Annotated in this window: 13 protein-coding genes and 2 pseudogenes; 5 read left to right on the top strand and 10 right to left on the bottom strand. The window is 68.4% G+C overall.

The window, feature by feature from the left end; translation table 11 throughout:
- Nucleotide 1: 1 nt before the first annotated feature.
- A complete protein-coding gene (locus AC0B9F_RS35690; protein ID WP_472009671.1) occupies nucleotides 2-442 on the top strand; it encodes a TadE/TadG family type IV pilus assembly protein in 441 nt (146 codons plus the stop codon).
- Nucleotides 442-3,891, top strand: a complete 3,450-nt coding sequence (locus tag AC0B9F_RS35695; RefSeq protein ID WP_472009651.1) for a LysM peptidoglycan-binding domain-containing protein — start codon at nucleotides 442-444, stop codon at nucleotides 3,889-3,891. The genes AC0B9F_RS35690 and AC0B9F_RS35695 overlap by 1 nt, the downstream gene beginning before the upstream one ends.
- Nucleotides 3,892-3,921: 30 nt before the next feature.
- Here the strand turns inward: AC0B9F_RS35695 and AC0B9F_RS35700 are convergent, their stop codons facing one another.
- Together AC0B9F_RS35700 and AC0B9F_RS35705 are read right to left on the bottom strand one after the other, a co-directional pair.
- Nucleotides 3,922-4,362: a hypothetical protein gene (locus AC0B9F_RS35700; RefSeq protein ID WP_472009652.1), complete on the bottom strand. Its 441-nt coding sequence runs from the start codon at nucleotides 4,360-4,362 to the stop codon at nucleotides 3,922-3,924.
- A gap of 1,354 nt (nucleotides 4,363-5,716) precedes the next feature.
- Nucleotides 5,717-6,397: pseudogene (locus AC0B9F_RS35705) on the bottom strand (DUF2637 domain-containing protein); the annotation flags it as partial.
- A gap of 369 nt (nucleotides 6,398-6,766) precedes the next feature.
- Between AC0B9F_RS35705 and AC0B9F_RS35710 the strand changes: the two are divergent.
- Together AC0B9F_RS35710 and AC0B9F_RS35715 are read left to right on the top strand one after the other, a co-directional pair.
- Entirely contained in the window at nucleotides 6,767-7,924 is a 1,158-nt protein-coding gene (locus AC0B9F_RS35710; RefSeq protein WP_472009654.1) for a ParB/RepB/Spo0J family partition protein, read from the top strand.
- Between the two features lie 269 nt (nucleotides 7,925-8,193).
- Nucleotides 8,194-9,081, top strand: coding sequence for a ParA family protein (locus AC0B9F_RS35715; RefSeq protein ID WP_472009656.1), 888 nt, complete (start codon nucleotides 8,194-8,196; stop codon nucleotides 9,079-9,081).
- A gap of 1,553 nt (nucleotides 9,082-10,634) precedes the next feature.
- Here AC0B9F_RS35715 and AC0B9F_RS35720 read toward each other — a convergent pair.
- The 6 genes and pseudogenes from AC0B9F_RS35720 to AC0B9F_RS35745 all read right to left on the bottom strand — a co-directional run bounded on the left by AC0B9F_RS35720 (nucleotide 10,635) and on the right by AC0B9F_RS35745 (nucleotide 12,904).
- Nucleotides 10,635-10,895: a hypothetical protein gene (locus tag AC0B9F_RS35720; RefSeq protein ID WP_472009658.1), complete on the bottom strand. Its 261-nt coding sequence runs from the start codon at nucleotides 10,893-10,895 to the stop codon at nucleotides 10,635-10,637.
- Between the two features lie 90 nt (nucleotides 10,896-10,985).
- A complete protein-coding gene (locus AC0B9F_RS35725) occupies nucleotides 10,986-11,171 on the bottom strand; it encodes a hypothetical protein (protein ID WP_472009673.1) in 186 nt (61 codons plus the stop codon).
- Between the two features lie 51 nt (nucleotides 11,172-11,222).
- Nucleotides 11,223-11,441: pseudogene (locus AC0B9F_RS35730) on the bottom strand (transposase); the annotation flags it as partial.
- Nucleotides 11,442-11,476: 35 nt separating this feature from the next.
- Nucleotides 11,477-12,061 carry a DinB family protein gene (locus AC0B9F_RS35735; RefSeq protein WP_472009660.1) on the bottom strand — a complete coding sequence of 195 codons (585 nt, stop codon included), beginning with the start codon at nucleotides 12,059-12,061 and terminating at the stop codon, nucleotides 11,477-11,479.
- Between the two features lie 112 nt (nucleotides 12,062-12,173).
- On the bottom strand, nucleotides 12,174-12,578 hold the full coding sequence (locus AC0B9F_RS35740) for a GGDEF domain-containing protein (protein WP_472009662.1): 405 nt from the start codon (nucleotides 12,576-12,578) through the stop codon (nucleotides 12,174-12,176).
- Nucleotides 12,579-12,775: 197 nt separating this feature from the next.
- Nucleotides 12,776-12,904 carry a hypothetical protein gene (locus AC0B9F_RS35745; protein ID WP_472009664.1) on the bottom strand — a complete coding sequence of 43 codons (129 nt, stop codon included), beginning with the start codon at nucleotides 12,902-12,904 and terminating at the stop codon, nucleotides 12,776-12,778.
- A gap of 557 nt (nucleotides 12,905-13,461) precedes the next feature.
- Between AC0B9F_RS35745 and AC0B9F_RS35750 the strand changes: the two genes are divergently transcribed.
- The gene (locus tag AC0B9F_RS35750; RefSeq protein ID WP_472009665.1) at nucleotides 13,462-13,902 is read left to right on the top strand and encodes a hypothetical protein; all 441 of its coding nucleotides are present in this window, start codon (nucleotides 13,462-13,464) and stop codon (nucleotides 13,900-13,902) included.
- Between the two features lie 615 nt (nucleotides 13,903-14,517).
- Here AC0B9F_RS35750 and AC0B9F_RS35755 read toward each other — a convergent pair.
- Both AC0B9F_RS35755 and AC0B9F_RS35760 read right to left on the bottom strand, forming a co-directional pair.
- Entirely contained in the window at nucleotides 14,518-15,852 is a 1,335-nt protein-coding gene (locus AC0B9F_RS35755; RefSeq protein ID WP_472009667.1) for a hypothetical protein, read from the bottom strand.
- 503 nt (nucleotides 15,853-16,355) lie between these two features.
- Entirely contained in the window at nucleotides 16,356-16,697 is a 342-nt protein-coding gene (locus AC0B9F_RS35760; protein WP_472009669.1) for an RRQRL motif-containing zinc-binding protein, read from the bottom strand.
- Between the last annotated feature and the right edge of the window lie 78 nt (nucleotides 16,698-16,775).

A 16,775-nucleotide genomic window follows, 5' to 3' on the forward strand; every position in this document is an offset into this window, starting at 1 on the left:
GATGTCCCGGCGGCGGCCGCGGCTGGACGAACGGGGAGGCGTCACCGTGTTCGTCGCCGTGTGCGTCATCGCGCTGATCGGGATCATCGGTGTCGCCGTCGACGGGGGCAGCAAGATGCGTGCCACGGAACGCGCGGACTACATCGCCGGTGAAGCCGCCCGGGCAGGCGGGCAGGCCATCGATCCTTCCGACGCGATCAGCGGGAAGGCGATCGATGTGGATCCGCAGGCTGCGGCCGCCGCAGCCCAGGTCTACTTGCGCTCCGCCGGTGCCACCGGCACGGTCAGCGTGTCCGGCGACGGAAAGACGCTGACCGTCACGGTCACCGGCACCTACGACACGAAGTTCTTGTCGGTGGTCGGCATCGGCTCTCTGTCGGTGACCGGCCACGGCAAGGCCACCCTCCTGCATGGCGTCACGGCACCCGACGAAGGAAACTGATGCGCACCACCCCTTCCCCCGCCGCAACCGCCGGCCGCACCCTGGCGCGGGTCATCAAGGCCGTGCTGAGCCTGCTGGTCCTGGCGGTTACGGTCGTCGGGCTGCCGCTGCTGCTGGCCTGGGCCTCCCCGGTCATTTGGGCAGCCACCCACGACGACGTCATGCACCTGCTGGACCGGCAAGACACCGGCAGCGTGTTCTTGCTGCTGCTCGTCGTGGTGGGGTGGATCGGGTGGGCGCAGTTCAGCTTCTGCGCCATCCGCGAGCTGATCGCACAGGTGAGGGGCCGTACCTGGCATGCCCCGCGCGGGCTGGGTGCCTCGCAACGCGCCGCGGCGCTTCTGGTCGGCAGCATTTTGGTGCTGCTGCCCACCAGCTCGGCCCTGGCCTCTGAGGCCCAGGCCTCCCCTGCCGCCAGCACGGCCGCCCGCGTCCCCGGCCAAACTCAGAGCCCCCAGACCATCGAGAACGAGCCGGCTCCGACGCCCGCGGCGAGCGCCCCGGCGTCCCGCGCGATGTACACGGTGCGTGAGACGCGGCCCGCGGAGAGCCTGTGGGGCATCGCAGAGAAGGAGTTGGGGGACGGCGAGCGGTGGCGGGAGATCGCCGACCTCAACGAGGGCCGGGTCATGGTCGATGGCACAGTTTTCCGCGCGAACAGCTTTCTGCAGCCCGGCTGGCAGCTGCAGATGCCCGAGACCGCCGCGGCCGTAGGTGGCATCCGTACGCAGCTGGGTGACAGCGTACCCGCTGCCGACAAGAAGGCTGGGCACGTCGTCACGGTTCACCCGGGCGACTACCTGTCGAAGATCGCAGAGCAGGAGCTCGGCGACGGCGACGACTGGCCACAGCTGTTCGAGGCCAGCAAGGGCAAGCCGCAGCCGCATGGCCTGCCCGAGATCACCGACCCCGACGTCATCTACACGGGCCAGCAGGTCACGGTGCCCGAGGCCCGGCCTCATCAACGGGACCAAGACGCCGGGCAGGAATCGGAGTCGGGCGGCCACGAGGCCACTCCCCCTGCCACCCAGAATCCCGACAGCGAGCAGAAGCCGGGCGACGGCGACGCGGCAACGCCCGCGCCCAGCCAGTCCCCAGCGCCGACAGCCGAGCCGTCGGCGCCCAGCGCACCGGCCAGTCACCCTGCCGAGCAGCCGGGGAAGGAGCAGTCGTCTCCGCCCGCCTCGGCGCCCACGGCGCCCGAGCCCAGCGCCAGCGCCTCACCCTCTGCCGCCTCTCCGTCAGCGTCGGCATCGGAATCATCCGGCACTCCTGCTGCCCCGGCCACGGCTCCGGTCAGCAGCAGTCCGCTGAACCTGCGCATCGTGCTCGGTGCCGGCGCGCTGCTGGCCGCCGCCATCACCGGCGCCCTCGCCCTGCGCAGGACGCTGCAGCGCCGCCGCCGCAAGCCCGGAGAGAAGATCGCCATCGCGTCGGAAACCTCCGCTGCGGAGGCCCAGCTCGCAGCGGCCGCTGAGCCCGCAGGCGCTGCCCGCCTGGACGTGGCCCTGCGCACGCTGGCCCACCACGCAGCCCAACGACAGGAGGACCTGGTTCTGCCGCCGCTGCGGGCTGCCCGGATCGGGACCCGAACGGTGGAGGTGCTGCCCGAGGACCTCGCCCAGGAGCCGGTGGCACCCTTCACTACCGGGCAGGGCGGCTGGTGGGTCCTGCCCGCCGACGCCGCCCTCCTGGACGAAGAGGCCGCCCGCGAGGTGTCGGCACCGTATCCGGGGCTGGTCACCATCGGCAGCACCAAGGTTGGCGACCTGCTGCTGCTCAACCTCGCAGCCCTTCGCGTTCTGCTGCTGGACGGCAACCCGGTCCACATCACCGAGGTGTGCACCTCCCTGGCGCTGGAACTCGGGATGAGTCCGTGGGCGGCCGACGTCCAGGTCGTCACCGTCGGCTTCGGCGAGGACCTGCCACAGATGCTGCCCACCGCGCGGATCGCCCACATGCGGCAGGCCGCGCACGCGCTGCGCGATCTGAGTGAACGCCTGCTGGAAGCGCACCAGATGCCCGAAACTCAGCATCAGCCGTATCTGCTGCTGTGCGCGTCCTCGCTGGACGAGGACACGGCCTGGCAGTTCGCCGACGTCATCGACCGGGCGCGGGCGGTGCCCGTCACGCTGATCGCCCCGGCCAGTACTGCGGCCGCTCACTTCCCTGACGCGGAGATCCTCAACGCCTCCCTCAGCCAGCCACAAAACCTCGACTACGTGGGCACCGACATCACGGTGCAGCGGTTGGAGCACGCCGCCTACCTGCAGATCACCACCGCCTTGAAGGTGTCCGGACAGCCGCCCCACCCCGCCGAGGGGCCGTGGCAGGACGTTCCAGAGGAACTTGAGGGCGTGCAGCAGCCAGAGCAGGCATCGTCTCAGCAGTCCGTCGCGTCCGACAACGCGATGCCAGCGCCGGCCGCGGCATCGGATGTGAGCGGTGAGGTTTTCCCGGCCCTGCTCGCCGCCAGTGCCGATCCGTCCGGGCTCCGTCTTCTCTCCCCCACCACGCCGCCGGTGGAGACCGACAACGAAACCGACCCGGACACCGAGCCAACGGTGCCTTCGACCCCAGAGTCCCGGACTGGCGCGGACTCCACCGACACGGCACAGGCCGCAGAGGCCGACGTCCCGGCACCCGCCGCCGAAGAGTCGACGGCGCCAGGGACGGAAGCGTGCGAGGCGCACGACCTACACGCCCCGGAGATCCGGGTCCTGGGACCGGTCGAGGTCACAGGCGTGGACAGCACCGGGCACGGCCCGCGGATGGCACAGCTGGCTGCCTTGCTGTATTTCCGTCCTGGGCGGAGCGCGGATGCTCTGTGTGCCGACATGGATCCGGTCAGCCCGTGGTCGACGAGCACCCTCAACGCGCGGATGCAGGGCCTGCGCAGCTCGCTGGGCAGCGACTCCTCCGGCAACCTGTACGTGCCACGCCGCAAGGCGGGCGATGATCCCTACCGGCTCGGTCCCGGCTTGCGGTGTGACTGGACGCGATTCCAGCAGCTCGTCGAACGCGCGCTGCCGCTGGGCCCGTCAGGCCTCCCCGACTTGGAGAAGGCGCTGAGTCTGATACGGGGCAAGCCGTTCGGCGGCCGGCCGCTGCCGTGGGCCGAGCCCTACGCTCAGGAAATGATCACGCGGATCATCGACGTCGCGCACACCGTGGCCACCTACCGCATCCCCGCCGGCCCCCACCACGACCTGAGCGCCGCCCGGCAGGCCGTCTCAACCGGTCTCGATGTCGATGAGACAGCAGAACTCTTGTATCGGGACTGGATGCGTCTTGAGGCTGCGCGCGGGCACCGCTCGGGGCTGCACACCGCAATCACCCGCGTGCAACAGGTCAACCGGTCGCTGGACTGCTCACTGGAGATGGAGACCACCCAGCTCATCAACGAGCTCCTCAACGGCTCGGGCACGGCGGTGCGCAAGGCCCTGTAGGTGAGCATGCGCGGGACGACCCGGTGCGCACTACTGGTTGGGGGCAACGTCCCGAGCCACGTAGGCGAGCAGTTCACTCAGGGCCGCCTCGTTGGAAGCGGGCGGCCGGCTGCGCCACTCACCCAGTGTTTCCCGTACGGTCTGCGCAACCGCGTGCGCCTGCTGGGCCAGGTCGTCGTCCAGGGCAGCCACTCCCCCGTCCTCAGCACGCCCGGTGACGACGACCGGCCCGTGGATCGGGTACAGGGCGATGCCTCGCCAGGCGCTCGCCAGGGCCCATGCGGTGATGTTCTGCGCGAGTCCGATCACGCGGCCTTCGCCGTGGATGTGCAGCAGGGCCTGCCGGTGGTACAGGCCTTGATCAACGGCGCCGGTCGTCCCGATGTGCTCTCGGATCGCCGAGTGCGCACCGGGCTCGGGCAAGTCGAGTTCCCTGACTGCGGTGTCCGGGGCGATACGCAGGGCGCGCATGAGACCTCCTATATCGGCGATCGGATGCCCAGTGCGCGCATCGTTCTACGCACTGGCTGCGCACTGGGATCCTGGCTGCGCAATGCTGGGTTGACCTGCGGTTTCTCTCGATTGCGCAGCCGTTCGGACTGGCTGGATCACTGATGCGCAGTGTCGAGTCGGACGCGGCTTCTCACTGCTGCGGCTGTACGTGGTGGCGGGTCAGTGCCTGCCAGCGCCGCTCGAAGTCGACGGCTTGCTCGGCAATGTAGTCGGTGGTGAGAGGCTTGTTGTGTTGCGCAGTGATGCCCTGGGCTACGCACTGATGCGCAATGGCATCGAGCGACGGCGTTTCGCTGCTCAGTCGCTGTTCCGCCCACACGTTGTAGACCCGGAACGGCAGGAGGTAGCGGCGCAGGGTGGATGGGCTGACAGGCTTTCCACCGCGTCCAGTCATGCCCTTCGTCTCGGCAAGGTAGGCGGACAGTTGCTCGGCCTTGGGCTCCTCGCCGTGCTCGGTCTGGTACTCCATCCAAGCGAGGTAGTAGCGGTCGACGGTGGTGAGCGCGGCGGGCCCCCCGGTCGTTTCGTCATCGCCTGGCGGGTCATCGATCGCAGCGCTCACCCGGGGCCTGTGCTGCTCCTTGGCGGGGTGCGCGGCCGCACCGGCTGGTGCCTCTTCAGACTCCTCGTTCGGGAGCGGATCGTCAAAGGGCACCTGTGCGGCGGGCACGGTGGGTTCCTGGCCGGCGGGCTGCTCCGCCTCGTCGAACTCCCGCAGTCGGAAGGACGTGACGAAGCCCTCCAGGTCTGCGCCCGTGATGGGCTGGCCGTTGCCGACGGTGATCTGGTCTCGCTCGTAGGCGTACGTGGCGAGGGCGGCGGCATCAGGGTAAGCCCCTCGCTCCTGCGCGTACGTCAGCCAGGCGTTGTAGAAGTAGTCAGCCCATCCGTCATCCGTGTCCTGCGCTGCTTGGGGTTCGGCGCCATTCTCATCTGCGGGCGTGTGGCGCTGTTTGATGAACCTCAGCAGGGGTTCGAGTTGCTCGTCGGACAGGCGCCCGCCCGCCGCGGTGGCGATGCCGTACTGGTCTCGGAGCCACAGAGCGAACTGCGCGCTCGTTGGCTCGTGTCCAAAGGCGTTCATCCAGTCCTGATAGGACTCGGCGAGGTGTTGGGCGCTTCCGTTGTCCCCGAAGGCATCCGCCCGCACAGCCCGCACAGGGCGCCCAGCTGGCGCCTGCGACTCCGGCTGGGTGTCCGCGCCGTCCACTTGCGCCAATTCCTTCACCTGGTCGACGACAGCCTCGAGTTCGGGGCTCAGTCTCTGCGCCGGCACCGGGGTCCGCCCGATGGTGAACTGAATCGGCGGCTCGTCGATACCCGCTGCGGCCAGCCCGGCCGCAGCTGTCTTGGCCAGCGGGACGCCGTAGCGGGCCAGACGGAGCGGCATCAGCGACTCGACCGGCGCCTTACGGCGCCAGGCGCGGCCGAAACGGGAGCGGAGGCTGGCCTGGTAGACGAGGCGCTCCTGCTCGAGCTTGATGACCTGGTCGTAGGAGCGCAGCTCCCACAGCTTCATGCGGCGCCAGAGCAGGAACGTGGGGATCGGGGAGAGGAGCCAGCGGGTGACGCGGACGCCTTCCATGTGCTTGTCGGCAGTGATGTCGGCGATCCGGCCGATCGCGTGCCGGGCGGCCTCGACTGCGACGACGAACAAGACCGGGATCACGGCGTGCATTCCCACGCCCAGTGGGTCGGGCCAGGCCGCCGCCCCATTGAAAGCGATGGTGGCGGCCGTCAGGAGCCAGGCCGTCTGCCGCAGCAAGGGGAACGGCATGCGGATCCATGTCAGCAGCAGGTCGAGAGCGAGGAGGACACAGATGCCGGCATCGATACCGATCGGGAAGACGTAGGAGAAGGTGCCGAAGCCCTTCTTGACCGCAAGTTCACGGACCGCCGCGTACGAGCCAGCGAATCCAATACAAGCGATGATCACGGCACCTGCCACGACCACACCGATGAGAACCCGATGCGCTCGGGTCAGCTGGGGCATCACACTGTTCCCCGCAGCCACGTCCCACTCCCCCTATGCCTATCTCGTTGAGGTGCAGGTCTCACACTCCCACGACTTGATCAGCAACTCAGCATCACGGGGTCTCCCGAGTGCCGATCGTCAGCAAACAGTGACCACCTCCTACCCCCCTCGACATCTGGGCTTGCGTAGCTAGATCACAATGGTGGTCGCGGGTCGGCAGTACCTGCAGGGGACCATCTGGACATATGGCACCAGTTGGCATGGTTGTCCCGGTTGTAGAGGTGATTGCTGCGCAATCACCTCTACACCAACGAACCTCAGCGCCCTTCGCCTTATAGGCTCGCCGCCGCGCCCTCAGTTTCTGCACCACCCCACATGGAGATGCCCATGGGTCAAAAGCCTGGTCTCAGCCGGAACCTCGCCGCCGAAAGGGCCGCACGCAAGGCGGCTACTCAGCAGGCGCGTCTGGTCCCGCAGGGCCTGCCCACCGTCCACCCGGACAAGCTCATGCCGAGCCCGGAGAACGGCCGCAAGGAACTGCTGAAGATCGAGGAACTGGCGCAGACGCTCCTCACCGATGGGATGAACACCGCCATGACGGTGATCCCGCCGGACGTCTACACCACCATCTATCCGCAGCACAAAGACGCCGTCGACAAGCATGTCGCCGAAGGTGTCCTCTTCGTGGTGCATCACGGGCACCGGCGCCTGGCCGCTGCGAAGCTGGCCGGACTGAGCGAAGTCCCCATCTTGGTCCGGAACGACGTACCAAGCCTTCGGATTGCAGCAATCCAGGAGAATCTGCAGCGGATGGGCCTGAATCCCATCGAAGAAGGCATGGAGTTTCACGAAGCTCTCGCCGAGAAGGACGAGTCAGGCAAGCAGCTCTCGCAGCGGGAACTCGCTCGCCGTGTTGGCTGTTCGCAGACATACGTGTCCCACCGGTTGGCGCTCCTCAAGCTCGTGCCGCCTCTGCAGCAGGCCGTCATCGACCACTGGCTCAAGGAGCAGCGCCTGCTCGAGGATGAGGGGAGCGAGGAAGAGACCGAGCGACGCCTCCTGCTGCCTGTCCGCGAGGCCGCAACGGTGTACGCAAGGCTGCGCCCTGATCTGCAGGAGTCATACGTACGGGGCGAACTGACCTCGGCGCAGGCGGCACTGATCAGTAAGGCGCCGATCGACGAACAGACCATCCCTGCAACTGACGGGGACCCCACCGGTGACGGCGCGCCAAGCACTGACGAAGGACGCGGAAGTCACGTCCCAGAGCAGCGCTCGGAAGACTCGGCCTCTCAGAGCAGCGAAGGGGAAACCCCGCCGGCACGTCCAGCATCTCCTTCCTCGACGCAGCCCGCAGACAGACAGCAGAACAGCAGGGATGACAACCAGGCGGTTGCACAGGCAGCAGCCCTGGCTCCCGTGGCAACCGCAGAGGAACCCCGTGGAGTGATCGTCGTTCGCGGCGTGGAGGCTCTGGCCAGCGAGATCAAGGAACTGCTCAGCGGGGACGAGATCGAGGAGCTGAAGAGCTTGCTCAACTCCTAGACCGTAACCACCCTCCTGCCTCACACACACGCCTCCCAGGAACAACTGGTTCTCACCAGCAAGCGCGGGTAGCGTGCGTGCCGGCATTGCACCGCTCCGGGGCGGCCGTCAGTTCGCTGCTTGCGACCGCCCCGTGATTGCCCCGCAATCACCACACCCATCACGTCCGCTCCGGCCGAGCAGCAAGCCTCCCCCGACGAGACGTTCCCTGCCCCGCGCGATCCGCTCCTGCGCGATTGCGCCGCAATCACCCACGAAGGATCACCACCGTGACAGCAACCTCCCAGGCCTCCAGCCGAATCACCCGCGTTCTCTCGCTCACCAACCAGAGCGGAGGTGCCGGCAAAACGACCTCCGCGGTCAACATCGGCGCCTGTGCTGCGGACCTCGGCTACTCAGTCCTCGTCATCGATGCCGACGCCCAGTGCGATGCGTCCGCAGCCCTGGGATACGACGAGCCCGACACGATGACGAACCAGGCCAATCTCTACGACGTACTCACCGGCGCCGCCAAAATCGATGAAGCCATCGTTCCCGCTCTGGCCGGCCCGCACGGGGAAGAGGCCACCAAGACCATCCCCAACCTGTCCCTGGTCCTCGGCTCCGGCGCACTTGAGGAGGCCGAACAACTCCTCGCCCCGAAGACCGGCCGTGAGTTCTGGCTGAGGAAGCAGATCGACCGCATCCGTGACGCCTACGACCTGATCCTCGTCGACTGCCCGGGCAACCTCGGCCTGCTCGTCGTCAACGCCATCGTCGCCTCAGACGAGATCGTGGCCTGCGTCAAGCCAGGCTGGAAGGAGCTGCGAGCCCTGACCCGAATGGAAGCGAAGATCGACGACATCAGGGACACCTTCTCCGCCATGGGGGCGCAGGCCGAACTCGCGAACATCCTGATCGTGGACTGCCCGACCACCCGCAACCAAGGCGCCGTCTACGACGACAGCCAGCAGCAAGCCAAGGAAGCATACGAGGAACTGGTCCTGCCGACCGTGCGCCGCAGCCCACGCATTCCCGAGGCCTACGCAGCGCAGAAGGTCCTGCGCTTCTACGACCCGGTGACCGAGAACCCGACCAAGCTGACGGACGCGACGGCGGCCTCAGCGACGGATGACTACTACCTTGTGACTCAGGCTCTGGGCTTCACGCGGCGGTGACTGATTGCCCCGCAATCACGAGGAAGCCATCATGACCTGCACTGGGTTAGACCATTCTCCATGGCAGTGGTCTGAGTCTGGCGCCGAAACACAAAAGGCCTGTACGCCCCGCACGTTCGCGGGACGCACAGGCCTTTGCCATGCCCAGTGGTTCACTTTCAGATCGCGGCTGCTGTTTTGACCGGTGCTGGGAATACCAGCCTGGGCCGGTGATGCCGCGAGACTGGTCTCGGTCCCATGCAGCGCCGCGCTACTGGCGAGACAGATGACGGCGGGCTGGCCCGGTGGGGCCCGCTGCGGGTAGGGCCGCCGTGCCTGCGCTGTGGCGTCCAGGGCCCGGCAGGGGGTTAGCCCTCGTGCTCCGCCCAGGCCAGCAGCTTCTCAAGCCCGGGGGCGGACGGCACCTGCGCGGCGGTGCCGGTGCCGTCGGGTTGCGACGGGCTCGACAGGAGCTTCGGCTTGCGGCCGTCCGACGGTGGGGGAGTGGGGCACGGCTGCGGGCAGGCCAGCGTGTTCGAGGACTTGGGTCAGCTTCTTCGCCCTCTGAGCCGTCCGGATCTCCCGGATCCTGAAGTCCATCGCATCCCCCGAGCTGGGCTGTTGCGACGACCACTAGAACGGAAGCGAATACGCGGGAGTGCGGGCCTTTGTCGTGCTTGGTGACGTCTGTCAGGCCGTCCAGGTCGCGGGCGCGCCTTCGCCGGGGTTGGGGATGCCGGCGGCAGTCACCGAGGCAGCCTGGTGTCGCATGGTGGTGATCGGGGCGCCGGGTTCGGGGCTGGGACTGGTGAAGAGGCAGTGTTCCAACCCTGCACTGTTCCTACCTGCATGCGGTGCTCCGCGCGTTCAGGACCTCCGCCGCTGCGGCCATGGATAACCAAGCTGCTTGGCGTACTCCGGAGATCCGCCACAGACCTCGGCTCTCTGACGTGGGTCACCCGCCACGAGGTGCTCAGCAAGTCTCTCGGCCTGACTTTCAGGGTCATCACTGGAGACGTCAAGCACCATCCGGAACTGCAGCCATGGGCGGTCTTCCCCGATGGCCGAGCGGCCCGGATGGAAAAGGAAGAGGTTGATCTGGTAGGGCTCCCAAAGCCAGGCAGACACACCGCTGAGTTCACATTCCCATCGTGCAAGCCAGCCGACGCGCTCTCTGAGGTCCAACTCCAGCAGCCGGGCAACGGTACGTGCTGGCCACTCCCAGCTTTGGTCCGCAACGGCTCGCTCTACCTCTATCTGGTACTCCCGATCACGTGGTCGCCATCGCGCCGGATGGTCACATAGAGAGCACCGCAGCACCCTTCGGTGCACGTGGCCTCGGCCAGCCGCACCTCGTGCGGCTCAGGACCAGCCGTAAGAGGGCCGTCCGGCAGCAAAAGGTACTTGGGATCTTCGCCCGGCCCTTCTGTGAACACCTCAGCCAAGATGTCCTCACTGTCGACCAGCGGTCGGACCTCCCCGCTTGCGCCCCTCTGCGGAAGATCAGAAACGACAACATGGAGGGTGAGGCAACACTTCTTGGCAGTCATCGAACGATTGTCGGGTCTGCCACATCAAGGTGTCGCAGCATTTCTCGCGGATGCTCCCGTCACTGGTCCTTCAAGACTGGCGAGCAGTTCGCGTGCGCCGGGGGTGTTGAGGACGACGTCCTGGGGGGTGAGGCCGTCAAGGACGAGGATGTCGCGGGCAGCTGCCGGGTCGCGGAGCCGGTCGCGGACGTCTTCGATCCGGTCGGCGGCGGGCGGGACCGGGGAGCCGTCCGGGCCGGTGGGCAGGTACAGGTAGCCGAACGAGATGAGACGGATCGGGTGCAAAGGTGCCTCCTGCTCGGGGGTGAAGGGCGGGAACGTGCGGAGCGCCGCGCCCGGCCGGGATGGGCAGGGCGCGGCGCTCCGGGGGCGGTGCTACTGGGCGGTGGTGTCAGTTACCACGAGGAACTGGTCGGTACTCAGGCCCATGACGACCTGAGCGTTGGTGCCCTGGGCGCGCTGGGCGGCGGCGTACTCTTCGGCCGGCCAGGAGCCGCGGGGACCTCCGGCGGGGAACCGCTCCAGGACCGTGCGGGCCTGCGTGCTGGTCCGCCGATCCAGGCGTTCGCCGGACTCGACGCGTGGCCGCGCGATGCGCGCGACGAGCCCACGCTCGTGCAGCCAGGCCAGGTGTTCGGCGGAAAAGTACGCCTTGTCCGCGCGGAGTTTGACGGGACGGCGTCGCCGTGGCCCCCGGCGGAACCGGATGGCGGGGATGCCGAGGATGAGCGGCTTGAGGGCGAGGCTGTCGTGCATGTTCGCGCCGGACACGGCAACGGTGAGTGGGACGCCCTGGGCATCGGGCAGCAGTGCAGCCTGCTGCCCTTCTTGCCGCGATCGTCCGGGTTCGGCCCGGTCAGCGACCTTTAAGCCTTGGTTGGTGCGGCCGTCCTGGCAGCCTGCTCGATCTTCGCGAAGTAGGCTGCACGGGCTTCCTCGTCGATCTGCTTCTCGTGTTCGGCGCGCAACCCGGTCCGGCCGTCGAGGCCCTCGCGCAGGATATCGGCGTGCCCGGCATGCCGGATGGACTCGCCGAGGACATGAACCATGACGGCGAACAGGTTCGTGTCGGCATAAGGCTCCGGCCACCACGGCACGTGGCCGGGGGCGTCTAGGGGAAGCTCGTTGATCGTTGCGTCCGAGTGTTCCCACGTGCGCCGGTAGAACCCCATGATCTGATCGCGGGTCTCGTCCTCGGTCGCCCATAGATCGCTGCCGTCGGAGTCCTGCCACCGGGGCAGCGGTTCCGGGGAAGGGCGGTCGAATACCTCGCCGAAGTACCTGGCCTCGACGGTGGCCACGTGTTTGACCAGGCCAAGGAGGTTGGTCCCGGTCGCTGTCAAAGGTCGGCGGGCGTCGTATTCGGACAAGCCGTCGATTTTCCAGAGCAGCGCCTTGCGGTCCCGCCGCAGTCTCTTGTGCAGGTTGTCTTTCGCGAATGCATCGATCATGCGGCACGAGCCTGCCATGGGCTGCTCATGGTCTCAAGATCCCCGACGCGGTCCGCAACGACCGCGGAGCCGTGGTCAGCTATGGTCACCGCCCCGACCTGCTGCAAGGAACTCAGGAACCTGCCCACGCGAGACAACTTCTTAGTTCAGAGAAGAACTCATCGCCACCGAGGCGGCCGACGGCCGCGCACGGTCCCGAGCACGCGGTGAGCCGCGCGGCGGGCGCCGCCAGGACCGCGTCTCCGGCCGAGTGTCCGAAGTCGTCGTTCACGGCCTTGAAGTGGTCCTGGTCGACCATGACCACGGCCAAGTCGTCGCGGCGGGCGAGGAGCCGGCGGGCGCGGGCGGTGTAGGAGTCGCGGCGCAGCAGACCGGTCAGCGGGTCGCGGCGGGTCGCGGCGAGCTGCCGGTGCAGCGTGACCGCGTGGACCGCCCAGCCGGTCAACGGCACGGCGGCGGTCGTCAGTAAGAGGGTGCGCTGGCCGATCCGGCCCTGAACGCGCGGGAGGGACGACATACTTGGGTTCTCCGTCGCGTCTCGTACGGGATGGATGGGCCCGGGGCAGTCGTCCAGCCGCCAAGCAGAGCGGCTGTCCCGGGGCGGAGCTACGGCGCGAAGTCGCTGCGGGTCGTCCAGCTGACGGGGTTGTGCCAGAGGCCAGCCTTCGCGGCGGGCCGCTTCATCTGCCAGCCGAGCCGAAGCCCGCGCGCTCCTCAGCTGTCCGGCTGCTTGGCGGGGATCTCGAGTCCGACCGTGTGCGCGGCGAGCGCGGCGTCGTACACCTCGTGGGCGCGGCGCAGGGCAGCGGCGGGGGAGTCCGCGACGCCGGTGAAGACGTGCACGCCCAGGTGACTGAGCGTCGTAGTTGGCCACTGAGCGTTCTGGGTGGCCGGAGCCGCGCAGAGTAGCCGTGCGTCCAAGGACGGCAAGGGCCACGCCGAACTGAAGGTCGACGCGGCGACCGGCAAGGTGACCCGCGAGAGCGTCGACACCGACGAGGACCCGGGCGGGGGACGACGACAACGGCAAGGCGGCGTCCTGGCACGTCAAGGTATGAGGATCTGACAGCGCAACCTGGGACGGCTCCGTCGACCCCACGACCGGCAAGGTCACCGCCCAGTCCGGCTCGACGACAGCTGACCCGGACACGACGGGAGCCGCGCCGCCGTGGGCGAGCCGGCCCCGTGCGCGGCCGACGACACGCTGCCGGGCGGTCCGGGCCCGCAGGATGGACAGGACGGGAGCCGTGCCTCGGGCCGAGGCCGGCCACCCGCAGTGGGCAGCCGGCCGCTCCTTCTTCGACCCTCATGCCATTCGACCGGGTGTGCTGTGGAACCAACTGCGGCCGAGGCACATCTTGAACCCGTTCAGTATCTACTTTCGGGGGTTCTCCTTGTCCGTGCAGCGCAACAGGAGCGGGTTCGGGCTTTCGGCCGGGGCGGTGGTGGCTCTGCTGGCGTCGGCCGGCTGGTGGCTCCACGGGGCGGACCAGGAACTGGAGGGGAAGGCCCCGGTCTCCTGCCGCGAGGCCGTTCGCTTCCTTCAAGCCGCCCGCCTCCCCGAGGCCGCCCGGAGCAAGCGGTGCACGAAGGGGCAGTGGCAGACCACTTGGTACAACATTGACTTCCAGATCTCGCGAGCGGAGGCGGAAGCATGGCTGCGCGCCACTTACCCGGCCGCACGTGTCGACCGCGACTGCTTGGACGCCGACCTGTGCGCGCGGCCCGCCGCTGCTGCGGACGGGAGCGACAACGGCAACGCCGACTACCTGGCGGTCGACATCCGCTTCGAGGAGCGCGACCTCGCGCACGTGCATGTCTCCGGAGGCACGTCGAACTGAGGTCGCTGGCGGATCGTCAGGTGGAACGGTCGCACTGCGGACCGACTGGGCCCCGCGCGGCCCTGCCTGCCTCTTCGGACTCCGAAACTCCTTCGGATTCCGTCCCCTGGCGGAAGGCCGTGGCTTCCCGGACGACGCCTCCGATGGGCTGAGGGGTGAATTTACCGGCTACGGCGGTCCCCACCATGTGAACGGGACCACGTGGTGACCTGGGCCGAGCTGGACACCACTGACTCACGAGACCGACGCCTCAGGCACACGAACCCGCGCCTCAGCCGCAGGGATCGACACCGACTGGGGCCGGGTCTGGAGCGTCATGCGCATCCTCAGCGAGGTCCACGGGGCTGAGAACGCACGTCTTGTCATTTGGTTCCACTGACTCGTGGCTGAGTACCTGGTTGGCCAGATTGGGCAACTACGACGCTCAGCCACAGCCCTTGCGGGCCGGGTTGGTGGTGTCGTGTATCGGGACGTCGACGTCATAGAACTCGGTGCGCGGCATGACGCCTATCTCCTCTCCGTGCCAGTGCTTGGGGGGCCACCGCGGCCGCCCCGGCCTCCGTGGTGCGGGAGGGCTGGGGCGGCGCGGACACCACGGCAGGACAGCAGGTCTGCCTACTCCTCCACCTGGCCGGCGCACGCCGACCGGATTTCCACCAGCAGCTCTGGGTAGTGCTCGCCGTACGTACCCACCGCGTGCCACACCGCGTCCAGCGCCGCCTTCAGCGGGTCGGGCTCGGCAGCAGCGACCACGGCGGGAAGAGCGAAGTGCGGCTGCGAGATCCGCTCGGGGCCGCGCGGAGTGCCGGAGGCGTGCACCACCATGGCGGCGCCGTGTCCCATGCCTGCGGTCGGCGTCGCGCTCTGGCCGGCGGGCCCTGTCGGTACGAGCGCGCTCAGTACCCGGCCGAGGCCCGGCCGCCTTGACCCGTCGTCTCCCGACTCTGCGGCCGGGAGCGACGTCGACCCGGTCGCCGCCGGGGGCGTCGGTGGGCCGTATGGCGGCCGCTCGGGAGGTACCGCCTTGAGCACCGACCGCCTCGGTACCTGTGGATCGGAGCGCAGGGTCTCCCACATTCGGCCCGTGTCGTCGAACGGCGGCGGCAGCGGACGTCTCTCCGTCAACGCGGTGAGCGCCTGGGTGACCCACGGAACGTCGGTCAGGTCCGCGGCCTCGCAGGCCCGCCGGGCGGCCAGCGACGCTACCGCACGCTGCGCCTCGGGGCCCGCGGCGTCGAGGGCGTGCACCAGGTCGCTGTCGAAGCGGAGCAGACCGCGGACATTGCCGCCCACGCCGCGCAGCCCCTCGCTCGGCAGCCGACCGCCCCACTCCCATCGCTCGCGGTGCAGTCGCCGCTCCTCGGCGGCCCGCTCCTCCGCCTGACGGGCCAGGCGTTCGGTCTCGGCACGCTGCTCCGGTGTGGGCGGTGGTGGAAGTTCGCGCGCGTAGCGGTGCCAATAGGCGGCGTTCTGTGAGGTCTGGCGGACCACACGGTCTGCGCGGGGCGGCGCGGGCCAGAACTGCAGGAGATAGCTGTCCGCCTGTGGCTCCCCGGACACTCTGGTGTCGAGCTTCCGTCCCTCGTCCATCCCCTGGGCGCAGTACCGCACCCGGTAGTCGGTCCGGGCGAGATTCAATTCCCACGCGGCCTCGCCCGCCCACTGCACCAAACTCGTGCGTTCCGACACCGGGTGGAAGGACACCTCCACCACGTCCTCCCAGGCCGGGTCCAGCGGAGGGTCCTCGTCGTGGACCTCCACGACGAAGCCGACGTTGCCCGTGTGCAGCCCGGTGATCAGCCAGAGCACACCCGGAACCGCCGCCCCGCACAGCCCCGCGCTCTGGCCTGCGAACGCCTCGGATAGGTCCGGGATCGCACTGTCCGGATCGCTCTCAACGTAGATCTGACCGTAGTGAACGTGCACCTCGCCTGTGACCGGCCTGCGCATAGCACCCCTCCCCTTATGGCCGACGGCCTCGAAAACCCTCGGTCGGACGGGCCGTCACATGCCGCGCATCATGCCGCAAGCCACTGACAACCGGTCCGACGACAAGACGGACTTGCCGCAGAGGCTGCCTGTCCTGCTGCCAGCAAGGGCCCCGGGCGTGAGAGGCCAGCGGCACCGCGAACACCACGGCGAAGACAGCTCCCGACGTCATGACCGTCACCCTCCCGGATGCGCTGTAGGACGAGGTGCTGACGTTGGACAACCGAGACAGCCGTGCGCGCCAGCGAACACAACCGGCACCCGGAGCCAGCCCCCCGACCGAGGCACAACGGAAGGTGGCACCGTCTTCGCCGCGTTAACCCAGTAGTCTCCTATCGCGCTCCCGGCGGCAAAGGCCGGCCGCCCGCTCCCTGACCCCTTCGAGCTCAGGAGAGAACCCGGGTGCTGCGGCCGCCCGGTTGTGCGGGCCCCGTCTCGGCCTGGACGGTCGGGACGGGGCTGACTCACGCGGCCAGCCGGTGAACGGCCGGGGCCGGGAGGGTCATAAGGCTGCTGGGGTCGACGGGCGTGCCGTCGAAGCACTCCAGGTAGCAGCCGAGCTTCTTCGAGAGGCAGATGTAGAACCGCCTCCCGCACTGGCCACAGGTCTGCCTCGCTGCCATCGCCCGATCGAGGGCCCACTCCTGAGCGAGCGTCGGCGTCCGTTTGGGCTTGGCCAGGTCGACGCGGAGCAGGTAGCCGCGGATGGGATGACGGCAGGACCACTGCGGGCGGGTCGCGCACAGCCTGCAGCGCAGGATCGCGACCGGGCCCTCGTTGTCGCCGGGGCTTACTGGCTCTAACAAAAGCGGTTTGATCATGTGACTGTCGACTTGATCGTTCGTTGATGGGGGCATGGGGAAGCGTCAGTCGCGACCGTGGAT

The organism is Streptomyces sp. NPDC097129 (assembly GCF_055668065.1).

Excerpts from the sequence above, each read along its gene's own strand:
- AC0B9F_RS35690 (WP_472009671.1), top strand. The coding sequence starts at position 2 with ATGTCCCGGCGGCGGCCGCGGCTGGACGAACGGGGAGGCGTCACCGTG.
- AC0B9F_RS35695 (WP_472009651.1), top strand. The coding sequence starts at position 442 with ATGCGCACCACCCCTTCCCCCGCCGCAACCGCCGGCCGCACCCTGGCG.
- AC0B9F_RS35700 (WP_472009652.1), bottom strand. The coding sequence starts at position 4,362 with ATGCGCGCCCTGCGTATCGCCCCGGACACCGCAGTCAGGGAACTCGAC.
- AC0B9F_RS35710 (WP_472009654.1), top strand. The coding sequence starts at position 6,767 with ATGGGTCAAAAGCCTGGTCTCAGCCGGAACCTCGCCGCCGAAAGGGCC.
- AC0B9F_RS35735 (WP_472009660.1), bottom strand. The coding sequence starts at position 12,061 with ATGATCGATGCATTCGCGAAAGACAACCTGCACAAGAGACTGCGGCGG.
- AC0B9F_RS35740 (WP_472009662.1), bottom strand. The coding sequence starts at position 12,578 with ATGTCGTCCCTCCCGCGCGTTCAGGGCCGGATCGGCCAGCGCACCCTC.
- AC0B9F_RS35755 (WP_472009667.1), bottom strand. The coding sequence starts at position 15,852 with ATGCGCAGGCCGGTCACAGGCGAGGTGCACGTTCACTACGGTCAGATC.